Genomic DNA, 24,718 nt, shown 5'->3' on the forward strand with positions numbered 1-24,718 from the left:
CTTATATCAATTCTTTTTTTGCGTTCTTAAATGGTAAACCAAATTCTTTCAAAAGAGCATACCCTTCTTCATCTGTTTTTGCAGAAGTTACAAAGGTAATATTCATTCCCAGAATCTTACTAATCGAATCGATATTAATTTCAGGGAAAATGATTTGCTCTTGTATACCTAATGTATAGTTACCACGCCCATCAAGTTTGCTTTCGATACCTTTGAAGTCACGAATACGAGGAAGAGCCACTTTTACAAGTCTTTCCAAAAATTCGTACATCTGATAATGACGCAATGTAACCATTACACCAATAGGCATTTTTTTACGCAACTTAAAGTTCGAAATATCTTTCTTAGATACTGTTGCTACAGCTTTTTGACCAGTGATAGCAGTCAACTCGTTGATTGCTGTTTCGATGATCTTTTTATCGGCAACTGCTATTCCTAAACCTTGATTGATAACAATCTTTTTAAGAACAGGCACTTGCATTGGTGATTTATAACCGAATTCTTTCATCAGAGAAGAAACAATACGATCTTTATATTCTGTTTTAAGAGTTGTTGTATTGCTCATTATTTAATCTCCTTCCCTGTTTTTTTAGAATAACGCACTAGCTTACCATTCAATTCCTTACGTCCAATTCTTGTTGGTTTTCCTGATTCAGGATCTACCACATTCAAATTAGAAATATGAATAGGAGCTTCTACTTTCTCAATACCTCCTTGAGGATTTTTTGCATTAGGCTTAGTATGCTTAGATACCATGTTCAGACCTTCAACAATGGCACGTTGTTTGTCAATAATGACTTTAACAACGCGACCTGTCTTACCTTTGTCTGTACCGGTGTTCACATAAACGATGTCACCTTTCTTTATATGTAACTTACTCATTACCGTCTAGATTTATTTAGATTAAAGTACCTCTGGTGCTAAAGAAACAATCTTCATATTCACCGATCGCAATTCTCTTGCTACTGGTCCGAAAATACGAGTTCCTCTGATTTCACCGGCAGCATTCAACAATACACACGCATTGTCATCAAAACGGATATATGATCCGTCAGCTCTACGTACTTCTTTTCTAGTACGTACAACCATTGCTTTAGTTACTGCACCTTTCTTAACATCACTTGAAGGGATCACACTTTTGATAGCAACTACTATTATATCTCCAACAGATGCATAGCGTCTTCTTGTGCCTCCTAGTACGCGGATACATAGAGCTTCTCTAGCTCCACTGTTATCCGTTACTGCTAATCTTGATTCTTGTTGTATCATTTTATTTAGCCCTTTCGATTATTTCGATTAATCTCCATCTTTTAGTTTTGCTCAAAGGACGAGTCTCCATGATTCTTACAGTATCACCGATATTACACTCGTTTTTTTCATCATGAGCATGAAATTTCTTCGTTTTATTAACGAACTTCCCGTAAATAGGGTGTTTTTCTTTCCATTTTACAGCAACAGTAACGGTCTTATCCATTTTATTACTGAAAACGACCCCGATTCTTTCTTTTCTTAAATTTCTAGTTTCCATCAGCTCTTATTACTTTTTATTTATTTCTCTTTGACGCAACACTGTCAAGATACGAGCGATATCACGGCGCTTTTCTTTAATCTTAGCAGGGTTATCCAATGGAGTCACACTGTGGTTCAAAACTAATTGATCTAATGCCAATCTCTCAACATCCAATCTTTCTGCTAAATCCTTTTCGGATAAGTCTTTTACTTCTGCAATCTTCATAGTGCTTAAGAATTTTGAGTTAAATCATAATCTCTGCGTACTACAAATTTTGTAGTTACTGGCAATTTTTGAGCAGCTAAGCGTAATGCTTCTTTAGCAACTTCAAAAGATACACCTTCGATTTCGAAAATCATTCTTCCTGGAGTAACAGGTGCCACAAATCCTTCTGGCGAACCTTTACCTTTACCCATACGCACCTCAGCAGGTTTCTTTGTAATCGGTTTATCTGGGAAAATTCTTACCCAAACCTGACCTTGACGTTGCATGTAACGAGTCACAGCAATACGAGCCGCTTCGATCTGACGTCCGGTTATCCATTTGGTCTCAAGGGTCTTGATACCGAACGAACCGAAAGCAAGTTGGTTGCCTCTTTGGGCATTACCTTTCATGCGACCTTTTTGCTGTCTTCTAAATTTTGTTTTCTTCGGTTGTAACATCTTTTTTCAAATGTTTAATTCTTATTTTCTCTTACCTTTCTTGAAACCTCTTCCATCGTTCGATCTACGATTATCGCCACCACCTCTATTTTGAGAAGAAGACGGTTCTTTAGATACAACAAATGATGGAGCAAGGTCTTTCTTACCATAGATTTCTCCACGGCAAATCCATACTTTGATTCCGATTAAACCAACTTTAGTCAAAGCCTCAGCGTGTGCGTAATCAATATCAGCACGGAATGTATGAAGTGGAGTTCTTCCTTCTTTGTACATTTCCGAACGAGCCATTTCAGCCCCATTCAAACGTCCAGAGATTTGAACTTTAATACCTTCAGCACCCATTCTGATAGTTGAAGCGATAGCCATTTTGATTGCACGACGGTAAGCGATTTTACCTTCTACTTGACGTGCGATATTATTAGCTACGATTACAGCATCCAACTCAGGTTTTTTGATTTCAAATATATTGATTTGAATATCTTTATCTGTAATTTTCTTTAGTTCTTCCTTTAACTTGTCTACTTCTTGACCACCTTTTCCGATAATAATACCGGGACGTGCAGTACATACAGTAATAGTTACAAGTTTCAATGTTCTTTCGATTACTATGCGAGATACACTAGCTTTTGCCAGGCGAGCATTCAAGTATTTACGGATTTTGCTATCTTCTAGCAGAGTCTCACCGTAGTTGTTGCCGCCATACCAGTTAGAATCCCATCCTCTTATTATACCTAAACGATTCGCTATCGGATTGATTTTTTGTCCCATCTGGCTAAATTAATTTTGTTTTTTATTACTAAGTGCATCAACAGTAATAGTTACATGATTCGAACGTTTACGAATTCTGTAACCTCTACCTTGTGGAGCAGGACGAAGTCTTTTTAACATCGCACCTCCATCTACATATATCGAAGACACATAAAGTTCACCACTCTCAGCTTTACGCTCATTTTTAGCTTCCCAGTTAGCAATAGAAGAACGCAAAAGTTTCTCAACTCTTGCAGCTGCTTCTTTATTTGAGAATTTCAAAACGCCAAGAGCTCTAAACGCTTCCATACCTCTCACCATGTCTGCGACTAAACGCATTTTACGTGGCGAAGTAGGAATGTTGTTCAACTTAGCTAAAGAAACTGCTTGTTTAGCTTCTTTTCTAGCGTCCGCTGCTATTCTTTTTCTCTTACCCATTTTATATTAATGTTTCTTTTTTGTTGAATAAATTTTGGCTTTTGCTTGATTATCTCTTCTTGTTACCACCGTGTCCACGGAAAGTACGAGTTAGAGCAAATTCTCCTAATTTATGACCTACCATATTTTCAGTTACATATACAGGAATAAATTTATTTCCGTTATGAACAGCTATAGTATGACCTACAAAATCAGGTGAAATCATTGAAGCCCTTGCCCATGTCTTAACAACAGCTTTCTTGCCTGACTCATTCATAGCCAAAACTTTTTTCTCAAGCTTAACATTAATATACGGGCCTTTTTTTAATGAACGACTCATAATTCTTTTAATTAAATCAGGTTACTTCTTTCTTCTTTCAATTATATACTTAGAAGAATGTTTCTTTGGAGCTCTTGTTTTAAGACCTTTAGAATACAATCCTTTACGTGATCTTGGGTGTCCTCCTGAAGCACGACCTTCACCACCACCCATGGGGTGATCGACAGGGTTCATTACTACACCTCTAACACGAGGACGATTTCCAAGCCATCTAGAGCGACCAGCTTTACCTGATTTTTCAAGTGCATGATCCGAGTTACCAACACTACCTACAGTTGCTTTACAAGCTGAAAGTATTTTACGTGTTTCTCCAGAAGGCATTCTGATGATAGCATAGTCACCTTCACGAGAAGTTAACTGAGCGAATCCTCCTGCCGAACGAACTAATTTCGCTCCTTGTCCTGGACGTAATTCTAAATTATGAACTATAGTACCGATAGGAATATTTGCCAAAGGCAAAGCATTTCCTACCTCAGGAGCTGCACTAGCACCTGACATCACTGTTTGACCTACCTGCAGGCCATTAGGAGCAATCATATAAGCTTTTGCTCCGTCTGCATAATGTAACAAAGCAATACGAGCCGAACGATTCGGGTCGTATTCAATTGTTGCCACTGTAGCAGGTACTCCGTCTTTAGTTCTCTTGAAGTCAATTAGTCTGTACTTTCTTTTATGACCGCCACCTACGTTGCGAACAGTCATCTTTCCAGTATTGTTACGACCACCTGAAGTATGCTTCCCGACTACAAGAGATTTTTCTGGTACACTTGCAGTGATCTCTTCGAATGTACCAATAATTTTGTGTCTTTGCCCCGGTGTTGTGGGCTTTAATTTACGTACTGCCATTTTTTATCTTAGATATTACTAAAAAAGTCTATTACTTCACCTTCTTTCAAGGTTACGATTGCTTTCTTGTAAGCAGGAGTTTTTCCACTAACTACACCAGCTTTAGTAAAACGGCTTTTGCGTTTTCCAGCATAGTTCATAGTGTTTATATCTTCCACTTTAACTCCGTAAATTTGCTCTATTGCATTTTTGATCTCAACCTTATTTGCACTAGGAGCAACACGAAAACCATAACGATTCGGAAATTTTTCAGAAATCGCTGTTTGTTTTTCTGTTAGAATTGGTTTAATTAAAATACCCATTTTTTACCTCCTTATGCTTTTAAAAGTTTATCAATTACCGCTACCGAAGATTCTGCTAAAACTAGGCTTGAACAATTCAAGATAGTATAAGCATTTATCTCAGAAGCAGTTACAACTTTAACTCGCTCTAAATTACGAGCCGACAAATATACGTTTTTATTTTGATCCGACAAAACCAAAACTACCTTTTTATCAGCCACTTGCAAACTTTTAGTCAAAGCAATAAAATCTTTAGTTTTTGGAGTTTCAAAGTTGAAATCCTCAACTACTACGATTTGATTGTCTTTAGCTTTGTATGCTAATGCCGATTTACGAGCAAGAACTTTAACTTTCTTGTTCAATTTAAAGCTATAATCTCTTGGTTTAGGACCAAAAACACGAGCACCACCAACTAAGATTGGAGATTTGATATCGCCACGACGAGCTCCACCTCCACCTTTTTGTTTGATTAGCTTACGTGTACTACCCGACAATTCACTTCTTTCTTTAGATTTGTGAGTACCTTGACGTTGATTAGCCAAATACTGCTTTACATCTAACCAAAGAACGTGGTCGTTAGGCTCAATTCCATAGATAGCATCGTCCAACGATACTTTCTTGCCGGTATCCTTACCGCTTATGTTAAATACACTAAGTTCCATTATTTTTCAATTAATACGATTGAACCTCTGCTTCCTGGAACAGAACCTTTTACTAATAAAAGATTATGCTCAGCGATCACTTTAATAACTTGTAAGTTTTGAACAGTAACACGAACGTTACCCATTTGTCCACCCATTCTTGTTCCTTTGAACACCTTAGCAGGATAAGAACAAGCTCCGATAGAACCTGGTGCACGTAAACGGTTATGCTGTCCTAATGTTGCTTGACCAACCCCGGCAAAACCGTGGCGTTTAACAACACCTTGAAAACCTTTACCTTTTGATGTTCCAATAACATCGATAAAGCCATTTTCCTCCAACAAATCTACAGTTATTACATCGCCTAACTTGTAGCTTTCTTCAAATCCTTTGAACTCAGCCAAGTGTCTCTTAGGTGTTACTCCTGCTTTTTTAAAGTGACCTTGTAGAGGTTTGCTAGTATGTTTGTCTTTTGCATCAACAAAACCTAACTGAACAGCCTCATAACCATCTTTATCAGCAGTCTTCACTTGAGTAACAACACAAGGACCCACTTCGATAACAGTGCATGGAACATTTTTTCCCTCGACACTGAAAACGGATGTCATTCCGATTTTTTTTCCTAATAATCCTGGCATTTCTTTAATTGATTTACGTGTTTATCAAACTTTAATTTCTACTTCTACACCACTTGGCAATTCAAGCTTCATCAAAGCATCTACAGTTTTAGCTGTTGAGCTATAGATATCGATCAATCTTTTATAAGAAGATAATTCGAATTGTTCACGTGACTTTTTGTTTACGAAAGTCGAACGGTTAACAGTAAAAATACGCTTGTGAGTAGGCAATGGAATTGGTCCACTTACTACAGCACCCGTAGCTTTAACTGTCTTCACGATTTTTTCAGCTGATTTGTCAACCAGGTTGTAATCGTAAGATTTCAGTTTGATTCTAATTTTTTGACTCATTTCAGTCTTTTAAATTAAGGGTTGTTTTTATATAGTAATGCAAACTGCAATTAAGAGTCATTTACTAATCACAGTTTGCAAAACAGTTTTTCTTATTTAATAAGATCTACTCGACCTTGACATTCAGTCAAGACTTGTCTAGCGATAGAAGAAGATACTTCTGCATAGTGATCAAACACCATTGCTGATGTAGCACGACCCGAAGTAATAGTTCTCAATGAAGTTACATAACCGAACATTTCAGCTAATGGAACTTTTGCTTTAACAATACGAGCTCCAGAACGGCTTGATTCCATCCCTTCTACTTGTCCACGACGCTTATTCAAGTCACCAATTACATCACCCATGCTCTCTTCTGGTGTTACCACCTCAAGTTTCATGATTGGCTCAAGTAATACAGGACGAGCTTTTTCTGATGCTGATTTGAATGCAAATCTAGCACAAAGTTCAAATGACAACTGATCTGAATCCACAGGGTGGAACGATCCGTCAATCAAAGTAACTTTCATCTTATCCATAGCAAATCCAGCAAGAACACCATTCTTCATAGAGTTCAAGAATCCTTTTTGAACTGAAGGTATAAATTCCTTAGGAATATTACCACCTTTTACTTCATCTACGAATTGAAGTGAACCCTCGAATTCTGCATCTGCAGGACCAACCTTAACAATGATATCAGCAAATTTACCACGACCTCCTGATTGTTTCTTATAAACTTCGCGAAGCTCAACTGTTTCAGTGATTGCCTCTTTATAAGATACCTGAGGACGTCCTTGATTACATTCTACCTTAAACTCACGTTTCAAACGCTCAATAAGAACGTCAAGGTGAAGCTCACCCATACCTTCGATGATAGTTTGACCTGAATCTTCGTCAGTATGCACACGGAATGTTGGATCTTCTTCTGACAACTTAGCCAAACCATTAGCCAATTTATCAACATCTTTTTGAGTTTTAGGCTCAATAGAGATACCGATTACTGGATCTGGGAAGTCCATTGCCTCAAGTGTAATAGGATTATTTTCGTCACAAAGAGTATCTCCAGTACGAATATCTTTAAATCCTACACCTGCACCAATATCACCACAACCAATCACCTCTTTAGGATTTTGTTTGTTTGAGTGCATTTGGAACAAACGAGAAATACGTTCTTTTTTACCTGAACGTGTATTATATACGTAAGAACCTGCATGTAATTCTCCTGAGTAAACACGGAAGAAACATAGGCGACCTACGAATGGGTCAGTTGCGATTTTAAATGCTAAAGCACAAAATGGCTCATCTGGACTTGGGTGACGAGTAATTACTTTTTCAGAATCCTCTGGATCTACACCTTCGATAGCTGGAGTATCCATTGGACTAGGTAAGTACGCACAAACTGAATCTAATAGAGGTTGAACTCCTTTGTTTTTGAAAGAAGAACCACACAACATTGGAGTAATCTGCATTGACAATGTTCCTTTACGGATAGCCACTCTAATTTCGTCTTCTGTTATAGTAGAAGGATCATCAAAGAATTTAGCCATCAAAACATCATCACATTCCGCGATTGATTCCAACATTTTTTCTCTCCACTCTTGAGCTTCTTCTAACAGATCAGCTGGAATTTCTTCCACGTGATAATCTGCCCCCATAGTCTCATCGTGCCAGAAATAAGATTTCATAGTCACTAAATCTACAATACCCGTAAATTTTTCTTCAGCACCTACTGGTACTTGAATAGGGCAAGGATTAGCTCCTAACATTTCACGAATTTGACGAACAACTTCAAAGAAGTTTGCACCTGAACGGTCCATTTTGTTCACATAACAAATACGTGGAACTTCATATTTATCAGCTTGACGCCAAACAGTTTCTGATTGAGGCTCAACGCCTGATACAGCATCAAATGTAGCGATTGCTCCATCTAATACACGTAACGAACGTTCTACCTCAACAGTAAAGTCAACGTGTCCCGGAGTATCAATCAAGTTGATTTTATACATCTCATTATCATACTTCCATTGAGTGGTAGTAGCAGCAGATGTGATAGTAATACCACGCTCTTGCTCCTGATCCATCCAGTCCATTGTAGCAGTACCATCGTGAGTTTCTCCGATTTTGTGAGTCAATCCTGTATAGAAAAGAATACGTTCTGATGTCGTTGTTTTACCGGCATCAATGTGAGCCATGATCCCGATATTTCGGGTATTATTTAAGTTATCTAAAACTTTTGCCATTGTATTATATTACCTCCTTAATTAAAATCTGAAGTGAGCAAATGCACGGTTAGCTTCAGCCATTCTATGCATATCTTCTTTTCTCTTATACGATCCACCTTGGTTATTGAAAGCATCTACAATCTCTGCAGCTAACTTATCAGCCATGGTTTTACCACCTCTCTTACGAGCATAAAGGATAAGGTTTTTCATAGACACAGATTCTTTACGATCTGCACGAATCTCTGTTGGAACTTGAAATGTTGCACCACCTACACGGCGAGACTTCACTTCTACCTGAGGAGTCACATTATCTAGAGCTGCTTTCCAAATTTCCAAAGAGCTCTTTTCTTCGTTAGGAAGTTTGTTTTTAACCACTTCTAATGCAGTGTAGAAAATAGTATAAGAAGTACTCTTCTTACCATCGTACATCAAGTGATTCACGAATCTTGTAACTTTTACATCACCGAAAACAGGATCTGGAAGGACCTGTCTTTTCTTTGGTTTTGCTTTTCTCATTTTTGTTTAAAAATTTTGTTCTTGTTTTTGGTTGCCGATCTCCCTGTCTTCAACGGTTCCGCCGAACCATTTACTCAACCTTATAGTAGCCTACCCAATAAACTTAAAAACACTTTAATACTTGAATTAATTAAAAATGTCGACTATCGGAATTGGAAATTATTTCTTCTTTCCTCCCTTAGCCGGTGCAACTGGTGCTTTTCCAGCTTTAGGTCTCTTAGCTCCATATTTAGAGCGTCTTTGCGTACGACCATTCACGCCAGCAGTATCCAATGTTCCACGAACAATGTGATAACGTACCCCCGGAAGATCTTTAACACGACCACCTCTAACAAGTACAATAGAGTGCTCCTGCAAGTTATGTCCTTCTCCAGGAATATAAGCATTCACTTCTTTACCATTTGTTAAACGCACACGTGCTACTTTACGCATAGCTGAGTTTGGTTTTTTCGGAGTTGTTGTATACACACGTACACAAACACCTCTTCTTTGAGGGCAAGAATCCAATGCTGGAGACTTACTCTTTTCAACCAAAACAGCCCGACCTTTTCTTACTAGTTGTTGAATTGTAGGCATTTCTTTTAATTTTTAGAACTTAAAAAATTCAATTTTTATTTGGTTATACTACATTACAAATACGACAAGAATAAATAGCCAAACAAGTGAGTATCAAAATAATACCACATGAAGACCATTCATCTCTTCGTAATTCGAGGTGCAAAAATACAATAAATCAGACACATATCAAAAAAAACGCCCTACTATTTTCATATTTTATTGGAATAAAAAACACTAGATATAATTTAAGCTCACACAATTATACACTTTGTTATAGAAATACTTAACTTTGAGGTCACAGACCTTTTTATGATATTAAAAACCACTAACACTTTCTTTCTAAAGATTGCTAGGGAGTAAAAAGGCACTAAAATTCAAGAACAGATAATTAAGATTATATGAAAAAATACCGCATACTTTGGGCTGATGATGAAATTGAATTGCTCCGCCCTCATGTCCTTTTTTTAGAAGAAAAAGGCTATGAGATAGTAACGGTCAATAGTGGACAAGATGCACTAGATTGTTGTAAAGAAGAAAGATTTAATCTTGTATTTCTGGATGAAAACATGCCCGGACTTACAGGCTTACAAACCTTAAGCAAGATAAAAGAAATAGATCCGAATATACCTATAATCATGATCACCAAGAGTGAAGATGAAGGCATTATGACGGATGCTATAGGTAAAAAAATAGCAGATTACCTAATAAAACCAGTAAATCCGAGCCAGATATTATCCTCTATCAAAAAAAATTTACATAAAAACGATATTGTATCAGAAGCGACATTGGAAGGATATCGTGAAGAATTCAATAAGATAGGAATGCAAATAGGGGATTCATACTCTTTTGAGGAATGGACAGAAGTATATAAAAAGCTGGTATTTTGGGAAATGGAACTAACTGCGACCCAAAATCCGCTTTTAGAATTGATCGTTGCACAGAAACTAGATGCTAATAATTCATTTTGCAAATTCGTGAAAAAGAATTACGTATCATGGATACAGGATCCTGACAACAGACCAATTATTAGTCCCGATCTCTTCAAAAAAAAGGTATTTCCTCGATTAGATAACGGAGAAAAACTGTTTTTTATTCTTATCGACAACTTTAGGCTTGATCAGTGGGCAGCCATAAGAGATATGTTAGCTCCCGACTTCACTTTTGAGGAAGACATGTATCTTTCGATACTTCCAACAGCAACACAATATTCTCGAAATGCTATTTTTGCCGGATTGATGCCTTTACAAATATCTCAAATGTATCCTAATTTATGGGTAGAAGAAATAGAAGATGAAGGAAAGAATCTTAATGAAGATCTATTGATCCAAGCACAAATAGATCGTTTCAGAAAAGATTACTCATTCTCTTATAATAAAGTACACACGTCTGCATACGGAAGCAAATTATTACAAAGCTTAAACACATTAAGCAACAATCAACTAAATGTAATAGTTATCAATTTCGTAGATATGCTGTCGCATGCAAGAACCGATTCTCAGATGATTCGCGAATTGGCAGCAAACGAAGCTGCTTATCGCTCACTTACACGATCGTGGTTCAAACACTCAAGCATTAGTGACCTTTTCAAGCATATCGCAAACATGGGCTACAACATTGTACTCACTACCGATCATGGAACCATACGGGTCAAAAACGCCTTAAAAGTAATTGGAGACAAAGCAACAAATACCAACCTCAGATATAAAGTAGGAAAGAATCTTGACTATGACTACAAGAAAGTCTATGAAAGCCGGAATCCAACACAAATAGGACTCCCCTCTCCTAACCTAAGCAGCAAGTACATATTTGCTCTCAACGAGGACTTTTTTGCATACCCCAATAATTACAACTACTATACATCTTATTACACTGATACATTTCAACATGGCGGAATCTCAATAGAAGAAATGCTATTACCATTCATTACTCTAAAACCCAAATAAACAAATATAAATCAACAGGATATATAAACATTAAGAAGAATCGAATAATGACTATAGAAATAAAATCGCTGGATACAATCACAGATGCCGCCATCGAGTTTGTTAAACAAATGGGAGATAATACCGTTTTTGCATTCCATGGAGAAATGGGAGCTGGCAAAACAACTTTCATAAAAGCTATCTGCGAAAAGCTTGGAGTAACTGATGTTATAAATAGCCCTACGTTTGCAATTATAAACGAGTATAGAGCAGACTCTGGAGAATTAATATACCACTTTGATTTTTACAGAATCAACAAAGAAGAAGAGGCTTTTGATTTCGGATACGAAGACTACTTTTATAGCGGATGCATATGCTTTATTGAGTGGCCTGAGAGAATAGAATCATTACTTCCACATGACACTGTACATGTTACAGTAAAAGAAATAGAAAATGGAAGTAGACTTGTTGAGATAAAATAATAAAATCTACATTCAAAAAAAGACCGATGTTCTCGGTCTTTTTTTATTTGCTATATAGATATTCAATTTAAGATAAAGCAACAGCAGCAAGACCTATGACAATCCCTCCAACGATGGCTACTGCATAGATTACAAATACAACAATCATCATTATCCCCACAAACTTATAATGAGATTTTAAAAAACCTAATCCATTAGATAAAAGTTCTGAATTTCTCAAATCCAAAGCAGCACGGGTATCTACTGAAAATTTATACAAATAATAGACAGGACAAGCATAGAGAGCTGCCAGAACTAAATACACTAATGAGAAAAGACCCGGTGCAACAGAAAACGGAGTACTCTCACTCATTGTAGAAGGCAACAAAGACAGAAATGCTCCTATAAAAATGGCAAAGATTACCATAAAAGCAATACCTATAAAACCTAGAATAGACAAGAACTTTGCCCATTTAGCTGTCTCCCTTAAGAATTCACATGAAAGGTCTGTTAACTCCAAACCTTTTTGGTCGTACTCTTGTGTTGAATAATTATTTTCCATACTATTTAAAATTTTATTTATTTTCACAACAAATGCAAATATAACATAAAATTCAATTTAAATACTGAAATCTAATTATTGATTATTGAACTCTATCGACCAACTACTACAACCATAACACATTGAAAACAAGAAAGATCAAAATTAAACCACCTAGCATATAAATAAACTAAATTGGAATAAAAAAACGCAGAGAAAATTCCCCTGCGTTTTTTTATTCTATAAAATTGATGAAAATTTTACAATTCTACTGAGTCAAAGTTATAACCTTCTGCTATTATAGAAAAGTTAGCAGGAACCATATCCTGTAAAGTCAATTCTATTTTACGTTTTTCGCCAGGCAGTAGATTCATATACCCATCAGAGAAATAAGCAGGAAGAATTATTTCACCTGTTATTTTACTTTTCGCATTCAATTTTACTGCTACAGCAAATTCGGTTGAATTATTTTCTAACTCGTAAAAGTATTTAGAACCTGTGGTCTTCTTCAAAGTCAATTTCAACTCCGGTTTACCCAATGCATTTAATGCTTGATTAGACTGCAAATTACCCCAATTTTTCCAATAGTCATTTATTGAAACAATGTTTCCTTTGCTATCCTTCAATTCAAGTCGAACTAAAGTATATTTAGGTACATCTTTTGTTGCAAGTTGTGGTATAAAACAATCGACCTTACCATTGGCAGGAACATCATACTTCTCCGTTTTATTATAATATTCTTTACCTGTTATATGGAAGTAACGAACGTTTACTGTCATATTCTTATAACCCTCACGAGAAGAGTTAACAATCACAACTTTATTATCTGGTAAGTTCATTTGAATATGCACTGGTTCCTGAGCTTTCTTAGCACCAAAGTACGAACCTGGAGTCTCATAATCGTAAGTATATGTTTGCCATGTCATACTAGGCCAAGATGGATGACTCATCCACATAATAAGACCTGTTGTATTATCCCACATACGACTATTCCAAGCTTCAATCATCGCTCTCCATGTATCATAAGTTACCATTTGAGCTTTTTTCGAAAAGTCTTCCATACTGTTGGCTTTTCCATAGCTATTAACAGCAGCCATAAAATCTTCGAAGAAATGGGTTGTATGATGTAAATCGTGATATGCCCACACATCATTTATAGGCCACTGATCTTCAGGAGCAATAAACTTACGGATAGTATTTGCTGTTGGGATAGCCTGAGCTCCAAATTCGGTATTGAATCCTTCTGCTGTTTCAGTAAAATAGCGAGATTGATCTTTAAAGAAACCATAAGGACCACTATTCACAGCATTCAAGAAACGAGAATTACCATGATAATGACGTGTAGGATCTTCCGTTGCCAACATTTTAGCCAACTGAGGCTCCATTCCTTCGGGAGCATATCCTTCGTTACGAGGACACCAAATTGCAATAGATGGATGAGTTCTGAAACGACGTACTACATCCGTAGCATTCTTCATAAACAATTGGTAATCGTTGGGTTCCACAGTATCATCTGTCGTAATCCAGAAGTCATTCCAAACAAGCATACCATATTCGTCTGCCAATTCATAGAATAACTCCTCTGTAGTTTCACCTACCCAGTTACGGATAAGGTTGAAATTAGCATCTTTATGCAACTGAAAATAAGGTATGAATTTTTCACGCGAAATACGCTTCATTGCATCGTCCATACCAAATGTACCTCCTTTAATAAAGATACGAACTCCATTTACACGGAATACAAAATACTGACCTACAGGATCGTCATTTGATAGTTGCTCAAAAACAACAGTTTCCTCTATATTTTTCTGTAATGTAGGAATCGTTCTATTTAATTTTGGATCTCCTACTTTCACTACATTCTCGTAGTCAAAAATTGGTTTACCATTAGTTTCAACATCCACAGGAGTGTAAGCGACTCTATGATCCCCTTTAGCAGGAGTATTTATCATTAATTCGTATGATAATTCACGAATACCAAAACGAAGCTTTTTCAAATCAGAAAATTTCGTTCCTGCATTTGCTTGTAGTTCCAAATTATAAAGATTCGGATTACCATAACCATTAGGCCACCATAGCTTAGGATTCTTTATATTCAATTCCTTAAAGTTTGCCGGATCGAAAACCAAAGTCTTCTCCTCTTTTGCTTTTAAGTTATAAGGTAAATTAATGTCCACACCTTCAAACTTTGCAGATAAAGTTCCTTGTACTGGAGAGTCGGTTAAGTTCTTTATAGGAACAATAATCTTTATAGTTGCTTTTGTTGTATCAGGTAAAGGAAGATTGGTTACTACCTGAGGATCGCCAATAGTAACATCACTACCAACCCGCAATCTCACATCTTGCCAAATTCCCATATTTCGGTCACGAATACCGGGAATCCAGTCCCAACCCATAGATGCAATAAAAGTAGGACCATCCAAACTTAACTGCCCTCCATTTAAACCTTGCCCTGCAACCATTGATTGTTCATGAGCAATCCCGGGATTATCAGGAGGAGAGACTAACACTGCTAAAACATTTTTCCCATTGGCTTTTATAAGTGATGTAACATCATACTCTCCACGAATAAATGCACCTGTGATATTACCTAATTTCTGTCCGTTTAAGAAAACCTCTGCTCTATAATTTATACCGTTTAGCAACAAGCGAACTCGTTTTCCTTCGGTATTAGAGGGAGCATCAAATGAAGTACGATACCACCATTTCATATACGCCAATGTATCGGGTATCGCCATATTATTAAGACCAAAGTATGGATCAGGATATTCTCCTTGATCAACTAGCGTAGTAAGCACAGTTCCCGGAACTGTAGCATTATACCAGCCTTTAGTATCATAGTTTAGACTAAAGATAGATTCTTTAGATTCTATAACTTGAGTTGAAGTCCCCATTTCCCAACCATCGGAAATAATCCATTCTCCATCTTGGGTCGGAACTAATTTCGTAGCAATGTTTTGCTTTGCCTTTCTTTCTGAAGTTTGAAAAGGTGCTTTGCCATATGGTAATTGATCTTCAGGCTGTTTTTCTTTCAGTCCCGCCCAAAGCTTTATAAGCCCGGTTTTACCCATCATGTCCTGTGCATTCACACTATTCGGAGCAATCAGAGCAGAAAAGAACATTGAACCAATGATGACACAAGTCTTTAGTGTTTGTTGTTTCATGAATATTTATTTAGATTGATTTGCGATTTCACAAATATAATCAAAAATAATTCGAACCTAAAGAGTTTAAACAGTGAGTTGTTAATTAACAAAATCAAAATATCCGATTCATTGCCTACAAAGAAACAATAGATCGGATATTTTATTTAATAAAGCTCCAAGAATATTACACTTACCATTTATAGGATTCTGGAGGCCAAACCAATTTAACTTCATCTATGAATGCAATTAGTCTCACATAATTATTTATAACCATACAGATAAATAGACAGCCAATTACACCTAAATATGTATATTTTTTCCAGCCAGCAAGAGATTTATATCCCCAACCGAAAAGAAGAGGTACAATATATACCCAATGCCCTCCGTATATATAAGCCTCTAACATTCCATATTTTAGAATCATATGTAATACTATCTCAACAGAGAATAACAAGAAAAGTAACTGAACTAGCTTATTTCTAAAATCAGTAAATAAAGGTATAAATATCAGCAATGTCAAGAAGATAGTATAAGCATGTTCCCAAACATAGGAGAAAGGAATAGCATCAATCTCATACATAAAATAATCCTTATACTCCAGCCCAACAAGAACAGCTGTATCTTTTGGGATAATATCTAAGGTTGTCATAATATTAGGAAATAGAACAGCTCCACCAACAAGGGCTTTCCAACCTGAAAGGAACAACATTTCAGAAGCCTCAGTGGGGCGAGCATCTGTAAATCTGAATAGAAAAAACTCAAAGACTCCTTCTCTGTAGATTGCAGCAAGAAAACAGATAAGTAAAAGACAGCCTATTATAAATGTTTGCTTTAAAACTTTAGAAAACTTCTCTTTAACCAGAAACATAGGAATCATCGCTTTTGCAGTATTAGTTATAGTAATACCTCCTAAAACGAAGCAAAAAAATAAGTTTGTGAGAAATCTAAATTTTCTTCCTTCCTGAATTCGGAGTGAATAATAATACACAAAGAAGGATAAGAAGAAAATGCTAAAAGCATATGTTTCGATTGTGAAACTTAAGACCAAACATGTAAAGGAAAATGCATAAAACAGAACCAATAACGAAAGGATCAGTATATTCTTGATCTTTACAATTTCAACCAAATACCTATAAATATAAACAGCCGATAGCGAAACCATCAGATTACAAATCATTGCAAATCCAATTGTTTTTATCTTATAATTACCATAAAAATCCATGAAAAACTCTAAAACCAAGCTTATCGGAGTTGAATACAAATTAAATAATGGATGAGCAATATCATATCCAAAAGGCACTCCATGAAATCTCATACCAACATCATAATTCAGATAGACATCGTATTTCTTTATCAGGCAATCTTGTATACAAGTTTCATTGGCAATTACCCAACCGAATGAACCGTAAACCAATAGCAAGAACAGCAGTAAAATTAATTCTTCTTTATTTTTAGGGAATAGAGCTTTGAAAGCAGTAATCAGCTCCTTAAAACTTTCTTTCAGACCAACAATACAAGCCTCTTTACTAATCATGCTTATTATATTATAACAAATAGAAAGGCGCAAAGATAGAAATATTAATAGAACAAAAGCACTCACTACTAACGAAAGAGGCTTAATCACGATGTTTTTATTTAACAAACAATACATTAAACATGAAGTTTCACAAACCCACGCGCCTTCATTAAATGTTAAATATTCAAATATATAAGCACGTATAAAAGAGGAGGAAATTAAAGAAGAGAGATAGTTTTCACTTAAAAGCAAGAAGCTTTATATGGAAGAGGATAAGAAGCAACTTATAAAGCAAAAGAAATTATATACATATTAGAAATGTGCATTTAATAACAAAATAGTCTCAAATATATTATTGAGGATAAAACAGAATACAGTCAACAAACTTGCACCTTATCTAAACTAGATAAAAAATATAGGAGCGATTATTTCTTCGCTCCTTTAGTCATCTTTCAAGAATTACAAAAGACTAGCAGCCTCCTCATCCAACATCCAGAAAAGTTTTCCATTCAGAGGATTTACTTTTGCAGCCGGATAAGTGTCTAAAAATTTCTCACGCTCTTCTATTATCTGTTTAACCTTCTCAGCCTTATTTTTTCCCGTTACAAGAAAAACTATATTGCGAGAATTATTAACAAGACGCCCTGTTAAGCTAATGCGCTCCATACCTGTCTCGGGGTGCTGAGCAGTCACACAATCAGCCTCTACATTCCACAATTCTATTTGATGAGGAAATATAGACACGGTATGTCCATCATCTCCCATACCAAGCATCATAATATCAAATGTAGGTAAATTGTTTTCTTTCGGAAGATATTTATCCATGATAGAAGTATACCATTGAACCTCTTCTTTAGATTCATTCTCTCCATGGATACGGTGAATTTTCTTTTTATCTATTGTAGGTATTTTATCAAACAACAGACTTTTAGTCATTCCAAAATTACTCATTTCATCTGTAGGACGTACACAACGTTCATCCCCCCAGAAAAATGCAATCCGATTCCAATCAATCGATTCTTTACAATTGGCTACCCAATAATTAAAAAGAGCTTTAGGTGTTGAACCTCCCGAAAGTGAAACATTCACAATTTCGCGCTTCGAAAGCTCTTCTTTTAATAACGAAGTAAAGCCCTCACTGAGGGCTTCAACATCTTTGTATATATTAATCTTCTTGTCCATAATCATAATTCACAGTATATACCATCGTCTGACAGATTCTTACATGGGTATCTCCAAGTCATATTCTCACCTTCAATCAAACCATCGGCACACGCAGGCCCCCATGATCCGCAAGGATATCCATACAATGGAGCATCCGGATTGGTTTCCCAATAATCAAGTATTGGCTGAACAAATTTCCACGCAAACTCTAAAGCATCACCACGAGTATACAAAGTAGAGTCGCCCAACATAGCATCAAGCAACAAACGTTCGTATGCCCCTGGAACATAAGTATCTTGAAGTTGAGAATAGTGGAAATCCATATTCACTTCTTTCACTTTATATCCATTACCAGGAACTTTCATTCCCGTTTTCAATAAGATACCCTCATCAGGATGTATACGTATCACCAACACATTTCCATCGCTGCAATATTCTTTATTATCAACAAACAGATTGAGTGGTGTGGGTTTAAAGTGTATAACAATTTCAGAGACACGAGTTGGTAAATGCTTTCCTGTACGAACATAGAAAGGAACACCACCCCAACGCCAGTTATCGATAAACATCTTCATCGCAACATAAGTCTCAGTACGAGAATTAGGATCTACTCCCTTTTCTTCTCTATACCCTTTTTGAGGAACACGTTTAACATTTGCCGCTGTGTATTGACCACGTATAACATTATTCTGAATATCTACTTGACTCAAAGGACGCATAGCTTGAAATACCTTCAGCTTTTCATTTCTGATAGCATCCGATTCAATCACTGTAGGTGGCTCCATTGCCACTAAAGCCAATAATTGGAACAAGTGATTCTGAATCATATCGCGCATTGCTCCAGAGTGATCATAATATCCTCCTCTGTTTTCGACTCCGATACTTTCGGCAGCGGTAATCTCTACATGATGAATATAGTTCCTATTCCACAAAGGTTCGTAGATACTATTAGAGAAACGTGTAACCAAAAGGTTTTGCACTGTCTCTTTACCTAAGTAGTGATCCATACGATATATTTGATGCTCTTCGTAGTCATTTAACAAACTCTTGTTAAGTTCTACCGCCGATTTCAAATCCGTACCAAAAGGTTTTTCAATAACAATTCTTCTGATTTTATCCTTGCCCTCATTCAATCCCTCTTGAGCCAAAAACTTTGGTATCAAAGGATATAAGTTAGGAGGTGTTGACAGATAAAAGAGATAATTACCATTCGTTCCTTTTTCTTCATCAAAATTCTTGAGACGAGAAGTCAATTTAGAGTATTCGGCTCCATCATCAGTATTTATCGAAAGATAGAAAAGTTTCTCAGAAAAAGCATTCACATCTTTCTCCGATGCATCTTTAGATATTGCGAATTGGCGAATACCATCAATCATCTTTTCTTTAAATGATTCATCAGTAAAAGAGCTACGTGCAACACCTAAAACCACAAAATTTTCGGGGAGTGATTTTTGTTTATAGAGATCGAAAAGAGCCGGAACTAACTTTCGGTATGTCAGATCACCCGACGCACCAAAAATCACCAAGACCTGATCTTTTATTTTTTTCATAAACATTTTCCTTTTAAGGTCTCAGACCTATTTGTGATAATAATATCACATATTTTAAAGTAAATAAGCTTTGGAGAAGTATATCAACTTCACCAAAGCCCATATTTCAAGAACTTAGTCTTTTTTAATTTCGTGACCACCAAATTGATTTCTCATGGCAGACAGCAATTTATACGCATAAGAATCATTCTCTCTCGATTCGAAACGAGTAAACAACGATGCAGTAATTGCATGAGCAGGCACATCAAAATCGATAGCAGTTTGCACAGTCCAACGACCTTCGCCACTATCTGAGACATAAGGCTTAATTCCTGTAAGATCTTCGTTTCCTTCCAATGCGTTACCGATCAACTCAAGCAACCATGAACGAACTACAGAACCTTGCATCCACACACGAGAGATTTTTTCCAAATCTACATCATATGGAGATTTTTTCATAATTTCGAAACCTTCGGCATAAGCCTGCATCATTCCATATTCGATACCATTGTGAACCATTTTCACCATGTGACCCGAACCACTTTCTCCACAACGGATATATCCGTTTTCAGGAGCCAATGATTTGAAGATAGGCTCTGCGAAATCGCAAGCGCCTTTTTCGCCACCATACATCAAACAATATCCGTTTTGAAGTCCCCAAACACCGCCACTAGTACCACAATCTATATAATGAATGCCTTTTTCAGCAACTTTTTTTCCACGTTCTACAGTTTCTCTCCAGTAACTGTTTCCACCATCAATGATAATATCATCTTTACCTAATAAAGAAACAAGTTCTGCAATATTCTCTTCTACTGGTTTTCCGGCAGGAACCATTAACCATACTAATTTACGTCCGTCTAATTTCCCAACTAAATCAGTCAAGTCTTTGGCAGCTACAGCACCTTTACTAACAGCTTCGTCTACTTCTTTTGGAGTTAAGTTATAAACTACAACTTCATGTCCATGATTCAATAGGCGTTCAACCATTTTGCCACCCATCTTGCCTAAACCAACAAATCCGATTTTCATATTTTATAAGTTTTGATATTATTTTACGTTCTGTGTAATATTGAACATCTAAATTAGTGATTTGTTGAAGATATCCAGTCATTTAAAACAAATATTCTTTCATTGTTTTGTATCAAAATGTCAAAACACTGATATCAAACTCTTTGATAAGGCATAATTAATGATTGGTTTTATTTATAAAATAGAAATCAACATCAACCATTTCTAACAAAACAATTATTTATTTTATACCTTTGACTAAAGAAAAAAAGCTCAATTGAAATACTTAGTATATATATTAATTATAACATTAGTTGTTAGTTGTAGCTCGCCAGAAAAAAGAACTCTTGACGAGCAAAATTCCTTTTGTTATTGGAAAACAACATTTACATTCGACTCTCTTGATAATAACGTTTGGAAACAAACCACAGCCAATCATATGTACATTCGTTATTTTGATGTTGGATGGGACAACACATCAAAGAAAGCCAAACCCATAAGCACAGTAGCAAATAAAGATTCTCTACCCTGCAAGCATATAACACCCGCTATATTCTTTTCAAACAATGTATTCGAACAATCAACAAATCAACAATTGGACACATTAGTGACAAGAATTAAAAGTAGAATAGAACAGACGAACGAACAGTTCGCTATTCAGGATTTCGCCAACAAATATTCTGAAATTCTTATAGATTGTGATTGGTCGAAAGGCACTAAGGATAAATTCTTTTATTTCATCGAGAAGCTGAAAGAAGCCATTCCCAACAAAGAGATAACTACCACCCTACGCCTTTGGCAGTATAGGAATCCAACGATGGCAGGTATCCCTCCCGTGAAAAGAGTGCTATTAATGTGCTATAATTTACAAGCTGCTAACGAATATGATATAGAGAACTCAATAATAACCCTCAACGAAATAAAAAAATACGTCAATGAGGTTAGTTACCCTCTGAAAACGGATATTGCCCTACCCTTATTCAGCTGGGGAGTAATTTTCAGAAATAAGGAATTTAAAGGAGTAATCAGAAATGCAACCTGCGAAAATTATTCTAATAATAAACAATATACTAGCATTGAAGAAAACCGATTCCGCCTGAATGAAGAAATGATTATCGGAGATTTCTTTGCTCGCCCAGGAGACGAAATTAGAGTGGAGGCTCTTAGCCCGAAAGAGTTACAAGAATTGACTAAATACTTACTCTCAGAAATAAAAACAGACAAGTACTCACGCATTACCTTTTTTACATGGGACACTAATAATATACCAACAGATGAAATCAAAAACATTTATACTAGTTCTGCTCGTTAACTTTGTGATGGCACAAAGTAGTCTAAAAGCCTGCGGTTATTGGGAATTTGAATGGGAATATCGCCCAATGACATTTCAGGCACAACTTCCGTGGATGCAATCAATGAATCCTTTCGTTTACACTACCGCATCGTTATTCTACAATATGAATCCCGACCCGATGGGTAAGGATCGTACCCGAAATATATCAGAGTGGCAAAAAGCAACATCTAAAGACATAAACCTAGACGATATATATGCAATACAATACGAAACAGATCCTGATACATTTATTAATTCTTTTGAGAATTCAGGATTAAAAGAATATCAAAATAACTCATTAATAAAATATCTCACTCATGATAAGAAACATAAAGATATTCTTGATTACCTAGTCTTTGCAAAAAAAGTAGAGTCTACGGAATATGATTTTGCCAATTTAAATTTTGAAGAGTGGCAAGATGAAATCAATAAAACACCGAATAATAGCTTAATTCTGAAACATGAACTATTAGCTGAAGCTAAAGAGAGATTAAAAGCAGCAAAATTGCTATTCTTAAAGGAACGATACGCATTTCAAGTGGTACGATTAAGTTGGCAAGTGGGTGAATATAAAGAAGCGTCAGAGGCTTTCGACACTTATTTTAAAGCAATCAACCCAAATAGCCTGATGAGTGTATGGGCAGGCTTGTTTAAAGCCATGTCATTAGATAGGCTTGATAGGAAAGCGGATGCTAATCTGTTTTACATCCAAGTTTTTGAAAACAGTGATGAGAAAAAGCTTAGAAGTGTACAGCTATACAACTACAATATACCTACACCACCAACATTCAGCGACAAAGAAAAAAGCATCGAAATAGTACTGAAGTCGATTCAAAACCCCGGACGTACTTTAGACTCTATACAGAGCATTCATCGTCTGGATAAAAACAGCAAATATCTTACATTTATGGTTATGCGTGAGATAAACAAACTAGAAGACTGGTTAATAAGCTCAGTTTATCTAAAATCTGAGAAAAATCCATTTTCAAATGCATATCAATATAGCTGGGATAATGACGACGAAGAGACAAGCCAGATAAAGAAAAAGAATCTGGAAACAGATATGCAATACCTCCAAAGGCTTAAAGCATTTGTAATCGTCCTAAGAAATGGAACTCAACAACAAGAAGAGAAAGACTATTATGCCATAGCTTTGGCTCACCTCTCTCTTTTAGAGGAAAACAGAGAAGACGCTAAAAAGTATTTAGCTACAATCTCAACAAATGCCAATCCATCTATATTATTACAAAAGTCTATCGAGAATATCTGGTTGTCTATCAAAACAGATGATATAACAACCGATAACTTCAAGAGAAACTATGTCAGCCAAATAAAGAAGCTAAAAACACAGCTTCTAACAACACCGTATAAGTTTAATAATGAGAATGATCAGAGTTATGAAAATTACAGAATATTCTACACTCTCGATCTTGCATTAGCAAACGAGTATAAAAAGCGAGGAGACATTATATCATATTGCCTTTTAAAGAACATATCTAACAAGGACCGCAATCCTGATGGTTCGTTCTGGTACACATCAGAACCTGCATCCGATTATTATGGAGTTATGAGGCAAATGGATTTTAATGCTTCGGTATCAGACATGGATGCGTTAATAGCCCTTTTGCAGAAAACTAATAAGACTGAATTTGAGGAATATATTTGCGACCAACCCTTTAATCCGATAGATGCTTACAGAGATTTAAAAGGGACAATTGCATTTCGAAACAGAGATTTACAAACTGCTTACGGGGCATTTGCAAGTATGGATCAGAATTTCTGGGCTACAACCTACTACTTTAAAGACTATCTAAACGAAGATCCTTTTATTCCCAAGAATCTATATTCTCAAGAAAGTAGAGACTTTACTTATAAGTTCAATAAAACTGATTTTTTAAAGACACTACTTGATCTTGAAAAGACAGCGAAAGGAAACGACGCGAAGAAATCGGCAGATGCTTATCTAAAATTAGGGCATGCTTTTTTTAACACGACCTATTGGGGTAATTCGTGGATGATGGTCTCTTATAGTTGGAGCGGAAGTGATAAATACTATAGTAACACCCAGCTTCTTGACTCTTGGAGAAGAGCGTATATGACAGCCTCCATAGCTCAGGAATACTATGAGAAAGCTTTAGAAAAATCACAGAACAGAGAGCAGAAAGCCTACGCGACATTGATGCTAAGCCGTACGCATTGGCACAATATTGTCTTAAACGGAAGTGAAAAAGATAAAAAATTGGCAGCGAAATATTCGAATGAATTCTACAACAATTACCTAAACACTCAATTTGCTAAACAAAATGAATGTCTCGGCTATGAAGCATTCATCAACTAACGGTTACAAGGTCTCAGACCTTTTTTAGAACGGTGGCTGGTGAAACTTCAGCCATTAGCTATAATTATCA

27 protein-coding genes are annotated in these 24,718 nt (G+C 36.2%); 4 read left to right on the forward strand and 23 right to left on the reverse strand.

The window, feature by feature from the left end:
- Window position 1: 1 nt before the first annotated feature.
- The 17 genes from rplE to rpsL all read right to left on the reverse strand — a co-directional run bounded on the left by rplE (window position 2) and on the right by rpsL (window position 9,705).
- On the reverse strand, window positions 2–565 hold the full coding sequence (gene rplE, locus IR022_RS09050; protein WP_050709696.1) for a 50S ribosomal protein L5: 564 nt from the start codon (window positions 563–565) through the stop codon (window positions 2–4).
- Window positions 565–882: a 50S ribosomal protein L24 gene (gene rplX, locus IR022_RS09055; protein ID WP_050709695.1), complete on the reverse strand. Its 318-nt coding sequence runs from the start codon at window positions 880–882 to the stop codon at window positions 565–567. Before rplX ends, rplE begins: the two co-directional genes overlap by 1 nt.
- Window positions 883–903: 21 nt before the next feature.
- Entirely contained in the window at window positions 904–1,269 is a 366-nt protein-coding gene (gene rplN / locus IR022_RS09060; RefSeq protein ID WP_050709694.1) for a 50S ribosomal protein L14, read from the reverse strand.
- Window position 1,270: 1 nt separating this feature from the next.
- A complete protein-coding gene (gene rpsQ, locus IR022_RS09065) occupies window positions 1,271–1,528 on the reverse strand; it encodes a 30S ribosomal protein S17 (RefSeq protein WP_050709693.1) in 258 nt (85 codons plus the stop codon).
- A gap of 9 nt (window positions 1,529–1,537) precedes the next feature.
- Entirely contained in the window at window positions 1,538–1,735 is a 198-nt protein-coding gene (gene rpmC / locus IR022_RS09070) for a 50S ribosomal protein L29 (RefSeq protein WP_050709692.1), read from the reverse strand.
- 5 nt (window positions 1,736–1,740) lie between these two features.
- On the reverse strand, window positions 1,741–2,172 hold the full coding sequence (rplP, locus tag IR022_RS09075; protein WP_050709691.1) for a 50S ribosomal protein L16: 432 nt from the start codon (window positions 2,170–2,172) through the stop codon (window positions 1,741–1,743).
- Window positions 2,173–2,193: 21 nt separating this feature from the next.
- The gene (gene rpsC / locus IR022_RS09080) at window positions 2,194–2,940 is read right to left on the reverse strand and encodes a 30S ribosomal protein S3 (RefSeq protein WP_050709690.1); all 747 of its coding nucleotides are present in this window, start codon (window positions 2,938–2,940) and stop codon (window positions 2,194–2,196) included.
- A gap of 9 nt (window positions 2,941–2,949) precedes the next feature.
- The gene (gene rplV, locus IR022_RS09085) at window positions 2,950–3,357 is read right to left on the reverse strand and encodes a 50S ribosomal protein L22 (RefSeq protein WP_050709689.1); all 408 of its coding nucleotides are present in this window, start codon (window positions 3,355–3,357) and stop codon (window positions 2,950–2,952) included.
- Window positions 3,358–3,406: 49 nt separating this feature from the next.
- Entirely contained in the window at window positions 3,407–3,676 is a 270-nt protein-coding gene (gene rpsS, locus IR022_RS09090) for a 30S ribosomal protein S19 (RefSeq protein ID WP_029903251.1), read from the reverse strand.
- A 21-nt stretch (window positions 3,677–3,697) separates the two neighbouring features.
- The gene (gene rplB / locus IR022_RS09095) at window positions 3,698–4,522 is read right to left on the reverse strand and encodes a 50S ribosomal protein L2 (RefSeq protein ID WP_050709688.1); all 825 of its coding nucleotides are present in this window, start codon (window positions 4,520–4,522) and stop codon (window positions 3,698–3,700) included.
- Between the two features lie 8 nt (window positions 4,523–4,530).
- Window positions 4,531–4,824: a 50S ribosomal protein L23 gene (gene rplW, locus IR022_RS09100; protein WP_050709687.1), complete on the reverse strand. Its 294-nt coding sequence runs from the start codon at window positions 4,822–4,824 to the stop codon at window positions 4,531–4,533.
- A gap of 11 nt (window positions 4,825–4,835) precedes the next feature.
- A complete protein-coding gene (rplD, locus tag IR022_RS09105; RefSeq protein WP_050709686.1) occupies window positions 4,836–5,465 on the reverse strand; it encodes a 50S ribosomal protein L4 in 630 nt (209 codons plus the stop codon).
- Entirely contained in the window at window positions 5,465–6,082 is a 618-nt protein-coding gene (gene rplC / locus IR022_RS09110) for a 50S ribosomal protein L3 (RefSeq protein WP_050709685.1), read from the reverse strand. Before rplC ends, rplD begins: the two co-directional genes overlap by 1 nt.
- Window positions 6,083–6,106: 24 nt before the next feature.
- Window positions 6,107–6,412, reverse strand: coding sequence for a 30S ribosomal protein S10 (gene rpsJ / locus IR022_RS09115; protein WP_026626968.1), 306 nt, complete (start codon window positions 6,410–6,412; stop codon window positions 6,107–6,109).
- 92 nt (window positions 6,413–6,504) lie between these two features.
- Window positions 6,505–8,631: an elongation factor G gene (fusA, locus tag IR022_RS09120; protein WP_050709684.1), complete on the reverse strand. Its 2,127-nt coding sequence runs from the start codon at window positions 8,629–8,631 to the stop codon at window positions 6,505–6,507.
- Window positions 8,632–8,652: 21 nt separating this feature from the next.
- Window positions 8,653–9,129 (reverse strand): 30S ribosomal protein S7, encoded by a 477-nt coding sequence (gene rpsG / locus IR022_RS09125; RefSeq protein ID WP_050709683.1) that lies wholly within the window; start codon window positions 9,127–9,129, stop codon window positions 8,653–8,655.
- A 159-nt stretch (window positions 9,130–9,288) separates the two neighbouring features.
- Complete coding sequence (rpsL, locus tag IR022_RS09130; protein WP_050709682.1) at window positions 9,289–9,705, reverse strand: 30S ribosomal protein S12; 417 nt, start codon at window positions 9,703–9,705, stop codon at window positions 9,289–9,291.
- A gap of 380 nt (window positions 9,706–10,085) precedes the next feature.
- Here rpsL and IR022_RS09135 point away from each other — a divergent pair, with 380 nt between their 5' ends.
- Window positions 10,086–11,630: a PglZ domain-containing protein gene (locus IR022_RS09135; protein WP_050709681.1), complete on the forward strand. Its 1,545-nt coding sequence runs from the start codon at window positions 10,086–10,088 to the stop codon at window positions 11,628–11,630.
- Between the two features lie 47 nt (window positions 11,631–11,677).
- On the forward strand, window positions 11,678–12,091 hold the full coding sequence (gene tsaE / locus IR022_RS09140) for a tRNA (adenosine(37)-N6)-threonylcarbamoyltransferase complex ATPase subunit type 1 TsaE (protein WP_050709680.1): 414 nt from the start codon (window positions 11,678–11,680) through the stop codon (window positions 12,089–12,091).
- A 67-nt stretch (window positions 12,092–12,158) separates the two neighbouring features.
- On the opposite strand, the gene IR022_RS09145 is transcribed toward tsaE, so the two are convergent.
- The 6 genes from IR022_RS09145 to gnd form a co-directional block, all read right to left on the reverse strand.
- Window positions 12,159–12,632, reverse strand: coding sequence for a hypothetical protein (locus tag IR022_RS09145; protein WP_194203477.1), 474 nt, complete (start codon window positions 12,630–12,632; stop codon window positions 12,159–12,161).
- Between the two features lie 239 nt (window positions 12,633–12,871).
- Complete coding sequence (locus tag IR022_RS09150; protein ID WP_242053173.1) at window positions 12,872–15,775, reverse strand: glycoside hydrolase family 2 protein; 2,904 nt, start codon at window positions 15,773–15,775, stop codon at window positions 12,872–12,874.
- Between the two features lie 172 nt (window positions 15,776–15,947).
- The gene (locus tag IR022_RS09155) at window positions 15,948–17,291 is read right to left on the reverse strand and encodes a DUF6080 domain-containing protein (protein ID WP_194203478.1); all 1,344 of its coding nucleotides are present in this window, start codon (window positions 17,289–17,291) and stop codon (window positions 15,948–15,950) included.
- A gap of 441 nt (window positions 17,292–17,732) precedes the next feature.
- Window positions 17,733–18,455: a 6-phosphogluconolactonase gene (pgl, locus tag IR022_RS09160; RefSeq protein WP_242053184.1), complete on the reverse strand. Its 723-nt coding sequence runs from the start codon at window positions 18,453–18,455 to the stop codon at window positions 17,733–17,735.
- Window positions 18,456–18,457: 2 nt separating this feature from the next.
- Entirely contained in the window at window positions 18,458–19,987 is a 1,530-nt protein-coding gene (gene zwf, locus IR022_RS09165) for a glucose-6-phosphate dehydrogenase (protein WP_194203479.1), read from the reverse strand.
- A 114-nt stretch (window positions 19,988–20,101) separates the two neighbouring features.
- Complete coding sequence (gene gnd / locus IR022_RS09170) at window positions 20,102–20,998, reverse strand: phosphogluconate dehydrogenase (NAD(+)-dependent, decarboxylating) (RefSeq protein ID WP_194203480.1); 897 nt, start codon at window positions 20,996–20,998, stop codon at window positions 20,102–20,104.
- Window positions 20,999–21,254: 256 nt separating this feature from the next.
- On the opposite strand from gnd, the gene IR022_RS09175 reads away from it, so the two are divergent.
- Window positions 21,255–22,289, forward strand: a complete 1,035-nt coding sequence (locus tag IR022_RS09175; protein ID WP_194203481.1) for a hypothetical protein — start codon at window positions 21,255–21,257, stop codon at window positions 22,287–22,289.
- Window positions 22,252–24,648, forward strand: coding sequence for a hypothetical protein (locus IR022_RS09180; RefSeq protein ID WP_194203482.1), 2,397 nt, complete (start codon window positions 22,252–22,254; stop codon window positions 24,646–24,648). The genes IR022_RS09175 and IR022_RS09180 overlap by 38 nt, the downstream gene beginning before the upstream one ends.
- The last annotated feature ends 70 nt before the right edge of the window (window positions 24,649–24,718 follow it).

The sequence above is a fragment of the Dysgonomonas sp. GY617 genome (genome assembly GCF_015233815.1).
Classification (GTDB): domain Bacteria; phylum Bacteroidota; class Bacteroidia; order Bacteroidales; family Dysgonomonadaceae; genus Dysgonomonas_A.